The organism is Bacillus sp. R86525 (assembly GCF_042466195.1).
GTDB classification, from domain to species: Bacteria; Bacillota; Bacilli; order Bacillales; family Bacillaceae_G; genus Bacillus_A; species Bacillus_A nitratireducens.
This window is the reverse complement of the sequence record NZ_JAXHPX010000007.1, coordinates 1,944,622-1,957,124: the sequence shown is the minus strand read 5'-3', so window position 1 is coordinate 1,957,124 and position 12,503 is coordinate 1,944,622. Positions and strand designations below refer to the sequence as shown.

Here is a 12,503-nt window from a genome sequence, read left to right as displayed (position 1 = left end):
TTCCGATTATTGATTCTTTGTAGCTGAATTATCTGCTAATGTAGCTGTTTTCGTCATTTTTTGACCATTGCGATAGAATGTAACTTCTACTTTCTCGCCTACTTTTTTCTTTTCATATAAATATTTACGGAATTGAAGAGCATTCTCTACCTTTTGATTATCTAATGCTACTACAACATCATATTGCTCTAAACCAGCTTTTTCTGCCGGTGATATTGGATAAATTTTACCTAATACAACGCCATTTGTTACTTCTTTAGGTACTTTTAATTGGTTTACTGCAGCCTGCACATCTTCTAATGAAACGACACCTACTCCAAGCGCTGGACGTTTCACTACTCCATCTTTTTCAAGCGATTCGATGACTGGTTTTGCAATATTAATCGGAATTGCAAATCCAATACCTTCAACTTCTTGCTGCGCAATTTTACTTGAGTTAATACCGATTACTTCACCGTTTTGGTTAAATAATGCACCACCACTATTACCAGGGTTAATCGCTGCATCTGTTTGAATAACTTGTGCTTGCCAATCTGGGCGTTTGTCCCCATCAATATCCACCGGAATTTCGCGTTCTTTACTACTGATTATACCTTCCGTTACACTGCCATCAAATCCAAGTGGGTTTCCGATTGCAATCGCTTTTTCACCAGCACGAAGTTTACTGGAGTCACCTAGACTTGCAACTTTATTTACATTAGATCCGTCAATTTCAACAACAGCTAAGTCTAACCAAGGATCCTTACCAACTAGTTTTGCATCAACTTGCTTTCCATCACTTAGTTTCACAGCAAGTTTATTCGCTCCATCTACTACGTGGTTGTTCGTTACGATATATGCTTTATTTCCTGCTTTTTTATAAATTACACCTGATCCTGAACCAGCTTGTTGCTCTTGACCTGTAGGTTGCATTGCAAACGGATCAATACTTTGTTGCATATTAATAACACCTACAACAACATCCTTTGCACCTTCAACCATACCTGGCAAATCAGTTTCGTTTTTTGATTTATTGACAACAGGAACTACAGTACCTTCTACTTGTTTATTAGAATTGAATGATGAAACTGCAGCTCCATTATTTTGCACCCATGGCATATAAGGTGCTGCAAAACTAATCGAAACCGCCCCGACTACAGCTCCCACTAAACCCGTGAAGAAATAACCTTTTTTACTGCCTGATTTTCTCACTTCTCTCGTTTCACTATGCTCTTCATTCAAATTTGGTCCGTCGTAATATCCCATTTTTTATTTCCCCTCTCTGGTGAATTCGTATTTTCAGTATAGTCACGTTTTGTGTCCTTCTTGTGAACTCATCGTGAAATCCAATTAAAAAAATACTCCTATCTACCATTGTAGACAAGAAAAGTATTTTTTGAACATTCTACCTTCAGAAAGAGGATATAAAATTGCTACATTCCCGGGCTAAAGTGCACAATTCGTTCCAGATTATTCTTCGAATTTATAACCAACTCGAATAACAGTACCGATATGCTTCGCTTTATCTCCTAGCTTATTTCGCAATTTTTTAATATGTGTATCAACTGTTCGGTCATCACCGTAGTAATCATATCCCCATAACTGATCTAATAAATGTTGACGTGACAACACAATTCCTTTGTTCTCCATTAAATAAACGAGAAGTTCAAATTCTTTATGCGTCAATATAATTTCTTCTCCGTCTACTAAAACGGTTCTAGATAGACGATTCACTTCTATTCCAGCTAAAGACATAGTATTTTCTTCAGTTACTCCTACCGCACCATCCGCACGTTTCAATAATGTCTTTGCTCGAGCTACTAACACTTTTGGACTAAAAGGTTTTGTTACATACTCATCTGCACCTAGTTCAAATCCTAGTAACGTATCATCCTCATCAGAACGTGCTGTCAGCATAATAATTGGTACTGCTGACTCTTTTCTAATTCGTCTACAAACAGACCATCCATCTATTTCTGGTAACATAATATCTAACATAATTAAATCAATTTCATGCTCTGCAAATAATTCTAACGCTTTTTTCCCGTCTTCTGCTTCAATTACTTCAAAGCCTTCATTACGAAAATAATCACTAACGATTTCACGTAATCTTCTTTCATCTTCAACAAGTAATACTGTTTTATTCATATAATCTATCCCGCCTTTTTACTCTTTCAATCGAATAATACGTTGATTGGAGCTTCCGCGAAATGGAAGTGTTAAATCTTTTTTCTCGATTTCAAATCTTCCATCGACTAAAACATCCCCATAATGTAACAACTCTATCATATCATTATTTTGAGAACTCTGTATCTCTTCTAACGTATAACCTGTATACATCCATAGATTTTTTTTCAAATCTTTCACAGCTTTTGCTACTTTTTTCACTTCAGCAGCTTGGAAAAATGGATCTCCACCTGAAAATGTTACATCAGTTAATGAATTACTTTCAATCTCTTTCACAATTTCTTCTACTGTCATTTCAGTTCCATTGCAAACATTCCAAGATTTCGGGTTATGACACCCGAAACAACGATGCGGACAGCCCGCAAAAAACACGACTGTCCGCAACCCTTCTCCATCTACTACACTATCATGAATGATATTCATAACTTTCATTTATGCTTCACCCGATCCATCTCTTCACTACGTTTCGCACTATTCCACTTCGACATATCTCCTACAAGATAGCCCGTTATACGGCGAATTCTTTCTATATTAGCCTCATCTTCATTTCCACAGCTTGGACATTCATTCCCAATAACTCCATGATAACTACAGCACTTACAACGATCAACGGGATGATTTATTGAACCGTACCCAACGCCATTCTCTGCCATCGCTTGCACAATTTGCTTTAATGCCTTTTTGTTATGCATAGCTGCTCCGTCTAGTTCAATATACGTAATATGTCCCCCGTTACATAGGGCATGGAAAGGCCCTTCTAAACGAATTTTATTTATCGCTTGAATGTTATAATAAACTGGAATATGGAATGAATTCGTATAGTAATTATGGTTCGTTATACCGCTAATCTCACCAAATTCTTCTCTATCTTTTTTCACAAACTTACCTGATAAACCTTCGGCAGGCGTTGCAATTACTGAGAAATTCAGTTCATGTTCTTCTGTCGCTTTATCCATTCTATCTCTCATAAAGGAAATGATTTCATACCCGAGTTTCCATGATTCTTCATCTTCTCCATGATGCTTTCCTGTTAAAGCTACTAAACATTCCGCAAGTCCGATAAAACCAAGACTTAACGTCCCTTGTTTTAAAATGGATGCTACAGAATCTTCAGGCTGTAACTTTTCTCCACCGCGCCATACACCTTGTGAATATAAAAATCGAAAATCTCTCGCTCGCTTCGTACATTGATACTCAAATCTCTCTAATAATTGCTTAATTCCTAAATCTAAGTAATAATTTAGCGCTTCAAAAAACGCTTCTTTCGATCCACTAATTAGCCCTAATTTCACTAAATTAATAGAAGTAAACGACAGATTACCTCTTCCTATTGCTGTTTCTTCTCCATGTATGTTAGACATAACACGGGTACGGCATCCCATGTAACATACTTCACTTTCCGGTCTTCCATCATAATGCACTGCATTAAATGGCGCATCTAAAAATGAAAAGTTAGGGAATAATCGTTCAGCCGTTGTCTCTAACGCTAATTCAAATAGATCATAGTTCGGATCACACTCTTCAAAGTTCACACCTTTTTTCATTTTGAAAATTTGAATAGGAAAAATCGGTGTTTCTCCTTTACCAAGACCAGCCTGTGTCGCTTTTAAAAGCTGTCTAACTAATAACCGTCCCTCTTTTGATGTGTCTGTTCCATAATTAATAGAAATAAACGGTACTTGTCCCCCGCCCCTACTGTGCATACTATTTGAATTATGAATGAAAGCTTCACACGCCTGATACGTATCATTTTCTGTTTCTTTCCATGCAAATTCTTCTATTTGTTCTTTCGTAAGCGGATATGACTGTAATCGTTTCTTATGTCTCGCTACTGTTTTTCGCACATATGGAGCTAAATCAATATCAAAGAGTGCAAACGATTGACCACCATGCTGCATGTTTTGATTCGCTTGAAAAATAATTGAAGAAAGCGCCAACGCACTTTTAATGTCTTGCGGTTGTCTCATATGTCCATGTCCAGTATGAAAACCGGTAGCAAGCATTTGTGCTAAAGGAATTTGCGAACAAGTCGTCGTTCCTGTTGCATAAAAATCCAAATCATGTGGATATAATATATTTTGATCTATTGCTTTTTTCACTTGATCTGATAGTAAATTTGCTACAGCATAATACTTTGCGCTCTCAGATGCGAACGTTCCCATCACTCCCATTGGAGATCGGCCATCTACATTTGCATTTTCCTGCATTAAATCTTGTTCATTACCGTGGATAATTGTCTCAAATACTTTCATTAATTCTTCTCCACGTACATTTTGTTTCAACATTCATAACCCTCCACCAACATGTTGTTGTCTTTTGATTAAAATCATACAACATATAGTTCTGGTGTATTTGTGAAAAATGTAACATTCCTGTGAAAGTTTTTTTAAAAATTAATGACTTTTTCATTTGTAAAAAAGAAATGTGCTCTTTACAAATGTATGGTACAATATACGGGAAAAACTCTTTTTACCCTTTATCAACACATTTGTATAAAGGAGACTGAACTTATGGTTATTACATATCTTTTATTTATCGTTGCCTACTTACTTGGCTCGATTCCGTTTGCATTAGTCGTTGGAAAAATTGGCTATGGAATTGACATTCGTGAGCATGGAAGCGGTAATTTAGGCGGAACAAATACATTCCGTACACTAGGGAAAAAAGCAGGTTTCATCGTTACAATTGCTGACATTTTAAAAGGTACATTAGCAACAAGTCTACCGATTATTTTCGGGTTAGATGTTCACCCACTATGGTTTGGATTAGCCGCTGTTCTTGGACATGTATATCCAATCTTCGCGAAATTCCGCGGGGGGAAAGCAGTTGCAACTTCTGCTGGCGTGCTATTATGCTACTCACCAGTTGTTTTTGCAATATTAGCTGTTGTCTTTTTCAGCCTGTTATTTACAACAAGATACGTATCACTTTCTTCTATGGTAACAGCTGTCGTTGCTGTTATTGCATCAATTGTTAGCGGGGATAAAATCTTTATTATTGCAATGTGTTTATTAGCAGGTATGGTTATTTATAAACACCGTGCAAATATCGGACGAATTATAAATAAAACTGAACCGAAAGCAAATTTTTCAAAAAAGCAAAAATAAGATCGTGACCCACATAACGCAAAAAGAAAACGTGAAGCATATTAATAGCGTCTTTTTGCGTTATTTTTTATACTAAAGAAAAAGCAACATAATTTGGAGGAACTATACATGAATCTTTCCGTAACAAAAGAAGCAGCACAATGGTATAAAAACGAATTAAACTTACAATCGGGTGAAACACTACGCCTTTTCGTACAATACGGCGGTTGCAGTACTGTACAAAAAGGACTTTCTTTAGGTATTCGTAAAGATGACCCTGCGCACCCTGCTGTTCAAACTCAAGAAGAAGGTATTAACTTCTTTATTGAAGGCGATGATGAGTGGTTCTTCGATGGACATAATTTATCTGTTACATTTAACGACGGTGATGATTTCCCCCAATTTAATTATGAAAAATAAAAAAAGCGTGGCTTCTGCCACGCTTTTTTTATTTCTTTTTAATTTCCTCATATTTCGCATACCACTCAGGATATAATTTTTTAAATGATACAGGGCGGAACCCTTCTTTTTTCGCACAAATATTCGTTGTACTTGCAGTAATGCAAAGCTCACCATCACCGTTATATATTTCATAACCATATACAACACGAAGTGGGCTCACAGTATCAATCCACGTTTTCACAATCGCTTTTTCTCCGTAACGCATCGCTTTACGATATGAAATTTGCAAGTCTAATACAGGAGAAATAATTCCCTCTTTCTCCATTTCAACATATGAAAATCCTAATTCTTGTATAAGTTTAGTGCGCCCAAGTTCCAGCCACACTAAATAGTTTGAATGGTAAACAACACCCATCTGGTCTGTTTCCGCATAGCGGATTTCAACTTCATGTTCTGCTACAAACATTTCTATTCGCCTTCTTTCACTTCTGCTACCTTGCATACATTTAATCATAATACAGTGGAATCAAAAATAAAATAAAAACAGTGAATCTTTTACTGAAAGGGGCAAGCACATGATCCAAATTGTAACTGTTCGTAGCGGTGATAGTGTTTATGGTTTAGCATCAAAGTACGGATCTACACCTGAAGAAATTGTAAAAGACAATGGACTAAATCCAGCTGAAACACTCGTTGTTGGTCAGGCACTTATCGTTAATACAAAAGGCAATAATTATTATGTACAGCCTGGTGACAGCTTATATCGAATTTCTCAAACGTATAACGTTCCTCTCGCTAGCTTAGCTAAAGTTAATAATCTTTCATTAAAATCTATTCTCCATGTCGGACAACAATTATATATACCAAAAGGTACAAAACGAGCAGTAGAATCCATCGCTTATTTACAGCCTTCAACAATACCGATAAAAGAAAGTTTAGTAAATGCTACACGTGCTATTAATCCATTTTTAACATATTTAGCCTACTTCAGCTTTGAAGCAAAAAGAGACGGCACTTTAAAAGAACCGACGGAAACAGCGAAAATCGCTAATATTGCAACGCAAGGTAACACCATCCCTATGCTCGTTATTACAAATATTGAAAATGGAAATTTCAGTGCCGATCTGACCTCGGTTATTTTACGCGATGCAACAATTCAAAACAAGTTTATTACTAACATTTTGCAAACAGCTGAAAAATATGGCATGCGAGACATTCATTTCGATTTCGAGAGTGTGGCACCTGAAGATCGCGAAGCGTATAATCGTTTTTTACGAAATGTGAAAACACGCTTACCTAGCGGGTACACATTAAGTACAACACTTGTACCGAAAACGAGCTCAAATCAAAAAGGGAAATTTTTTGAGGCTCACGATTATAAAGCACAAGGACAAATTGTTGATTTCGTCGTCATTATGACATACGACTGGGGTTGGCAAGGTGGACCACCGATGGCGATTTCCCCTATCGGTCCTGTAAAAGAAGTACTTCAATATGCAAAATCTCAAATGCCTCCACAAAAAATTATGATGGGGCAAAATTTATATGGATTTGATTGGAAACTTCCTTTCAAACAAGGGAATCCACCCGCAAAAGCAGTTAGCTCTGTCGCAGCTGTTGCACTTGCTCGTAAATACAATGTTCCTATCCGCTATGATTTCACAGCCCAAGCTCCACATTTTAATTACTTTGATGAAAACGGCGTACAACACGAGGTTTGGTTTGAAGATTCGAGGTCTATTCAAAGTAAATTCAATTTAATGAAAGAACAAGGCATTGGCGGTATTAGTTACTGGAAGATTGGTCTACCATTTCCACAAAATTGGCGTTTACTCGTTGAAAACTTCACAATCACGAAAAAGGGCTGACTTATGTCAGCCCTTTTTTCATATTGCTGTTGAAAATACACCTTTAATTCCCTCACAAAAAAGAAGAATGATAATATCCTTCTTTTCTAACCGTTATCTACAATTGGTTGTTTGCCAGTTTGGTCTTGCATTTGCTTCCCTTTATTGCCACCAGCTTTTTTCGATTGTGTTCCAATTTGATTTGGTGCAAAGTCTTTTGAATTCTTTTTCGGATTACCCATTACTATCGCCTCCTTAACACTAGTATCGTACTAGTGTTAAGAATTATTCAGCCTGCTTAAAAAGTCTCATTTCATAACGTTTTTCAATACGCTCTTCAATGCGATCGATTGCATCACGATCACTTAATAATTGTTGTTTATTTTCTTTCACAAGTTCGTCAAATGATTTACGGCGACTTCTTCTCACCCTGTTCACCCTCTCTCCTTCGCATTCTTACTATACATAGTATGAGCAAATGAAAAACTCTTTAATCAGATTTGTAAGAAAATTTTATGTTTTAATACTCCTAAAAAAACTCCGTGTACAATATTTTGCACACGGAGTTTTTTTATACCATAACATTTAAATACTCTTTCAGTTTTTCATCTGCATTCTTTTCATTTTCTTTATAATCATGAAGCGCCTGTAATACAAAATCATACTGTTCTAAAATATAACTTTCTAATTTCAAGACATCCTCTAAGCTATTAAGCATAATTCGCGTATTACCAACTTCACTTTTTAACGTCGGTTCACATATTAAGCTCGTACATATTCCCTTTACATCATCTTCTAATATCTCTGTTAATACGTATTTCTTTCGCCCTTTTACCTTTAATCTCATAACTGGATAAAAAGCTTTTATATCTAGATAACTACCTACGTTCATACAACGTAGCCATTCTACATTTCGTTTATTGCGTACAAGTATTTCTCTTACTGCTTCGTATACTACAGTTTCATCAAGTACTTCCTTATTTACTTTTCGCTTCCCTTCTTCTTCAATAGCTGCACAATTTCGATAAACAGCAGCACACGTAATACAGTCATCAAATGCATTATGAGAACTTAGACGAATTCCAAGCATTCGCTTTAACGTTTCAAGTTTATGATTAGGCGCGTGCTTCATATATTTCTTTGCTAAAAATACAGTATCAATTACTTTATTTTTAGGTTCAGGCAGCCCAAGCATATTTACATTACTTTTCAAAAAACGCATATCAAAAGACGCATTATGAGCGACAATAACATTTGTATGTAAAAATGCTAAAAATAAAGGTAACACTTCTTCAATCGTCGGTGCATCCGAAACACGATAATTTGTAATACCTGTTAAACTCGTTATCCGGCTCGGAATTGGACGTTCTGGATTCACGTACGAAACAAATTGATCAACCAGCTCATGATTATGATATTTTACAGCTGCTACTTGAATAATTTTATCGTTATAAGGGTTAAATCCTGTTGTTTCAAAATCGATTACAACATAATCTAACGGTAAGGATACATTCCCCACTCCAAATACACTCCTTTATCTCTAAACGTTTATATTTCTTTTATCATAACATGCTGTTATCACCACGTGAAAAAGAAAAGGCAGAAATGACCACTTTCCACCTCTACCTTTTCACCGTTATTTTAATTTAGCAATCCGTTTCTCCATTTCTTTTTGCGTCATCGGTCCAATGAACTTATCTTGAATGACACCTTTCGTATCTATAAAATACGAAGTCGGGATTGTAATTACTTTATATGCTGTTGTCACATCAATGTTCTTGTCTAATAAAATGGGAAAAGTAATTCCTTTTTCTTTAGCAAAATTGCTTACTTTTTCTTCTCCCCCACCTTTTTCTGAAGGCGTATAATTTATTGCTAAAATTTCTACGTTTTCTTTATGTTCTTTATAGAAAGCCTCCATATCAGGCATTTCTTGCTGACAAGGTCCACACCATGTTGCCCAAAAATTTAAAATAACTTTCTTCCCTTTTAAATCCGATAACTTTACCTTTGCTCCATCTAACTTTGTCAATTCAAAGTCTGGTGCACTCTTTCCTATTTCAATACCATTCCTTGCGATCATCTCTTTCATAGCAGCTTCACTTTTTGCTGGCTTTTCTTGTACCACTTGATCCTTTTTACCAAACTGATCATAAGCTGCATATCCCGCTAAACAAAGTAACACTACAATAATCGTAAGCTTCTGCCACATTTTATATCACCCTAACGTGTTTATCTTCTTATAACATAATCACCAAAATACTATATACCTTATTTTAGCTTATACGGACAAGCTTGGAAATATTCACATTCGAAATAGTTAGAATGTTTTCAGTTAAGATGAAATATTTACCTTTTTATCATATAATTAGAAATAAATACAAAACCTGCGAGGTGATATGTATTTTACAATTACTTATCAACCCTTTTACTTTTGTTTTCTTCACTTTACCGTTACTATGTATTTGTTTTAGCGGCTTGCTATACAAATTCAAATGGGCTGCTATTATTATTTCTTTTACTGTTCCACTTATTTTTTTCATCATCGTCTCGGGATTTGATATACACCTAACTTTACAAAACTTAGACGTTTGGATTGTTTATAGTGCTGTTTATTCTGTACTTTCCTACATAACGGCAGCGCTAATACGAAGAAAATTGCACATGTAGAACTTTCAAAAAGGGGGATTTTTATGAATCTATTTGAAAAAATACTATTATATATTCTTAGTTTTATATTTTCCCCAATCGGGATTATCACTTGGATCATCTCGCTCTTCAGTAAAGATCCTGAAAAAAAGCAAGTTGGGCGTATTTGTCTCTTTATCGCTTTAATCTCATTTATCCTTTTAGCCGGTCTCGGTATTCTTAGTTTCTTCACGATGACTACCACCACTACTATACAATAGTTATAGAAAGGATGATTGTTTTGGGAGAACATCCTATTAGTAAAGAACTTCGCTATATACGAATATGTTTAGTTGTTTTAGTAATCGTTCTTTTATTTTTCAACGGTGAAAGAGTCGTTGAAATTTCTACAAATCATGATGCCGTAGAAAACGTTTCAACCAGTAATATGACACAGATTGCTGAAAATACATTTGCTATTCAAGAATATAATCCATCACTAAGTAGCGAACGTACGGTCAAAATTTTCAAATATAATCCGGATACAAATCAACTTACTCTAGTCAAAGAGTTTAGCACTAACGATACTGAGTCTTATACGTATCAACTTAATAAGAGTGAATAAAGATAAGAGCGCTATATAGCTCTTATCTTTTTATTAACATCTCTTTAAACAATGACTTATACGTTAATAATTCTCTAGGATCCCCGCATTCCACAACAATTCCATTCTTCATGACCACAACTCGATCTGCTATCATCGCCCTCTCGACATCATGTGTCGTCACAATTCTCGTTACATTCCCTCCTAACCCTTTCAGCATATTCCAAACCACTCCTTGATTACTCGGATCTAATCCCGCAGTCGGTTCATCTAAAACAATTAGATTGGGATTTGATACAATCGCTCGCAATAACGCCAGACGTTTTCTCTCTCCTCCCGAAAACTCTTCACCGCTTTTATGTAGTACAGTTTGAATCCCTTCAGGTAAATCCCTGATAATCGGCTTCGCATTTACAAGTTCAATATTTTTTTCTAATTGTTTTTCTAGGCACTCTTTCCCGAAATACATATTCTCTTTTACTGTCGTTCGAAAAAAACGAGGCTCCTGCCATATAGTAGTCATACAAGCTTTATTACCGTAATAAGCAATACTACCATTAGATGGTTTATATAAACTCGTGATTAATTTTAAAAGCGTCGTTTTTCCTGCACCACTTTCCCCCACAATGATAACGAGTTCGCCAGGATTAATTTGCAAATGAATATTTTTAATTCTACATCTCTCTTCACCGTTCTCTTGAAATGAAACATTTGTTAATCTCATTCCCATCGCTCTCTCTACATTTCTGTATTCAGCTCCTATATTTAAAAAACAAAAAACTCGATTTGCCGAAGCAATAGCAACTTGTGTCATCATCAATAAATCACTTGCATAACGAACAGGAAAAAATAACATCTCAATTGTAGCTAATACCGCCACAAGCGAACCTACTTCCATTTCCCCCTTCATGATTTTTTGTACACCTATAATAAGAACGACTACATATGCTCCTGTTTCTATTACCGTTCCAACTATCCCAATACAATGTTGCAACATCGTCTTCTTTACTTCTGTTTTATAAGCTGTTACTGTAACTCCCTTAAATAAGCCAATTGCCCAGCTCTCTTTTTGTAAACTGCGCAAATCTTGTATACCTTTTACGAACTGTGACATCATCTCTACAACACTTGATTGATTTTTTTGAGCAATCCCCGCAATATTCCTTACCTTTTTCCCCATAAGCATCGGAACAATTGCACTGAAAAATAAAAACGGTGCTACCCACCATATGAACTGTATATCTATATGTTGTAGTGCTATGAGCGCACCAATAAATTGCGCAAGTGCATGAATATATTCGATTAATATAGATCCATATAACCTTATCCAGTTCGGGATATCAGAAACGACTAATGTTTCTAGCTCTCCTTGTTTTACCTTCTCGCTTTCTTCAAAGGGTAATGAAAAAAAGTGACGCAGTAAGTCTATACGCTTCTTTTGTAATATACGTTGACTCGCTTTTGCACTTATATAACCAAACACAAGTGCATTCGTCCACATCATAAATCTACTCCCCGCAAACAATGCAATGTACATATATGCATCTTTTAACTCCCTCTGAATAAGATTATCAACAATTAATCCCATTAAAAGTGGTCTAGATAAATTTAAAATGGCAGCAATTATTCCACTACATATGGCTGCTACTACTAATATTTTCTCTTGTCGTAACGGTAACAATATTCTTTTATACTCTTTCATGACGTTCCCTCCATTTTTAGTAAAAAAAAGGGATGAAACCAATTGGTTTCATCCCTTTCCATAAAATA

Annotated in this window: 15 protein-coding genes; 5 read left to right on the top strand and 10 right to left on the bottom strand. The window is 35.8% G+C overall.

The window, feature by feature from the left end:
- Window positions 1-6 precede the first annotated feature (6 nt).
- The 4 genes from SJY24_RS12715 to SJY24_RS12700 form a co-directional block, all read right to left on the bottom strand.
- Complete coding sequence (locus SJY24_RS12715; protein WP_377864858.1) at window positions 7-1,245, bottom strand: S1C family serine protease; 1,239 nt, start codon at window positions 1,243-1,245, stop codon at window positions 7-9.
- 204 nt (window positions 1,246-1,449) lie between these two features.
- Window positions 1,450-2,127, bottom strand: coding sequence for a response regulator transcription factor (locus SJY24_RS12710; RefSeq protein WP_377864857.1), 678 nt, complete (start codon window positions 2,125-2,127; stop codon window positions 1,450-1,452).
- Between the two features lie 18 nt (window positions 2,128-2,145).
- Complete coding sequence (gene nrdG, locus SJY24_RS12705; RefSeq protein WP_377864856.1) at window positions 2,146-2,598, bottom strand: anaerobic ribonucleoside-triphosphate reductase activating protein; 453 nt, start codon at window positions 2,596-2,598, stop codon at window positions 2,146-2,148.
- The gene (locus tag SJY24_RS12700) at window positions 2,595-4,451 is read right to left on the bottom strand and encodes an anaerobic ribonucleoside triphosphate reductase (RefSeq protein ID WP_377864855.1); all 1,857 of its coding nucleotides are present in this window, start codon (window positions 4,449-4,451) and stop codon (window positions 2,595-2,597) included. Before SJY24_RS12700 ends, nrdG begins: the two co-directional genes overlap by 4 nt.
- A gap of 225 nt (window positions 4,452-4,676) precedes the next feature.
- Here SJY24_RS12700 and plsY point away from each other — a divergent pair, with 225 nt between their 5' ends.
- Both plsY and SJY24_RS12690 read left to right on the top strand, forming a co-directional pair.
- The gene (gene plsY / locus SJY24_RS12695) at window positions 4,677-5,273 is read left to right on the top strand and encodes a glycerol-3-phosphate 1-O-acyltransferase PlsY (RefSeq protein ID WP_000237189.1); all 597 of its coding nucleotides are present in this window, start codon (window positions 4,677-4,679) and stop codon (window positions 5,271-5,273) included.
- Between the two features lie 108 nt (window positions 5,274-5,381).
- The gene (locus tag SJY24_RS12690) at window positions 5,382-5,672 is read left to right on the top strand and encodes a HesB/YadR/YfhF family protein (protein WP_001054449.1); all 291 of its coding nucleotides are present in this window, start codon (window positions 5,382-5,384) and stop codon (window positions 5,670-5,672) included.
- Window positions 5,673-5,700: 28 nt separating this feature from the next.
- On the opposite strand, the gene SJY24_RS12685 is transcribed toward SJY24_RS12690, so the two are convergent.
- A complete protein-coding gene (locus SJY24_RS12685; RefSeq protein ID WP_000495819.1) occupies window positions 5,701-6,120 on the bottom strand; it encodes an acyl-CoA thioesterase in 420 nt (139 codons plus the stop codon).
- A gap of 109 nt (window positions 6,121-6,229) precedes the next feature.
- Here SJY24_RS12685 and SJY24_RS12680 point away from each other — a divergent pair, with 109 nt between their 5' ends.
- Window positions 6,230-7,522, top strand: a complete 1,293-nt coding sequence (locus SJY24_RS12680; protein ID WP_002066644.1) for a glycoside hydrolase family 18 protein — start codon at window positions 6,230-6,232, stop codon at window positions 7,520-7,522.
- Window positions 7,523-7,608: 86 nt separating this feature from the next.
- Here the strand turns inward: SJY24_RS12680 and sspN are convergent, their stop codons facing one another.
- The 4 genes from sspN to SJY24_RS12660 form a co-directional block, all read right to left on the bottom strand.
- Window positions 7,609-7,743, bottom strand: a complete 135-nt coding sequence (gene sspN / locus SJY24_RS12675) for an acid-soluble spore protein SspN (RefSeq protein WP_000527988.1) — start codon at window positions 7,741-7,743, stop codon at window positions 7,609-7,611.
- 43 nt (window positions 7,744-7,786) lie between these two features.
- Entirely contained in the window at window positions 7,787-7,930 is a 144-nt protein-coding gene (locus SJY24_RS12670) for an FbpB family small basic protein (protein WP_377864854.1), read from the bottom strand.
- A 142-nt stretch (window positions 7,931-8,072) separates the two neighbouring features.
- Window positions 8,073-9,020 carry a 3'-5' exonuclease gene (locus SJY24_RS12665; RefSeq protein ID WP_377864852.1) on the bottom strand — a complete coding sequence of 316 codons (948 nt, stop codon included), beginning with the start codon at window positions 9,018-9,020 and terminating at the stop codon, window positions 8,073-8,075.
- 117 nt (window positions 9,021-9,137) lie between these two features.
- The gene (locus SJY24_RS12660) at window positions 9,138-9,713 is read right to left on the bottom strand and encodes a TlpA family protein disulfide reductase (protein WP_377864851.1); all 576 of its coding nucleotides are present in this window, start codon (window positions 9,711-9,713) and stop codon (window positions 9,138-9,140) included.
- A 481-nt stretch (window positions 9,714-10,194) separates the two neighbouring features.
- Here SJY24_RS12660 and SJY24_RS12655 point away from each other — a divergent pair, with 481 nt between their 5' ends.
- Entirely contained in the window at window positions 10,195-10,410 is a 216-nt protein-coding gene (locus tag SJY24_RS12655) for a hypothetical protein (RefSeq protein WP_128853812.1), read from the top strand.
- 11 nt (window positions 10,411-10,421) lie between these two features.
- Window positions 10,422-10,754, top strand: a complete 333-nt coding sequence (locus SJY24_RS12650; RefSeq protein WP_098500976.1) for a YmzC family protein — start codon at window positions 10,422-10,424, stop codon at window positions 10,752-10,754.
- A gap of 22 nt (window positions 10,755-10,776) precedes the next feature.
- Here the strand turns inward: SJY24_RS12650 and SJY24_RS12645 are convergent, their stop codons facing one another.
- A complete protein-coding gene (locus SJY24_RS12645) occupies window positions 10,777-12,435 on the bottom strand; it encodes an ABC transporter ATP-binding protein (protein WP_377864850.1) in 1,659 nt (552 codons plus the stop codon).
- Window positions 12,436-12,503: the final 68 nt, after the last annotated feature.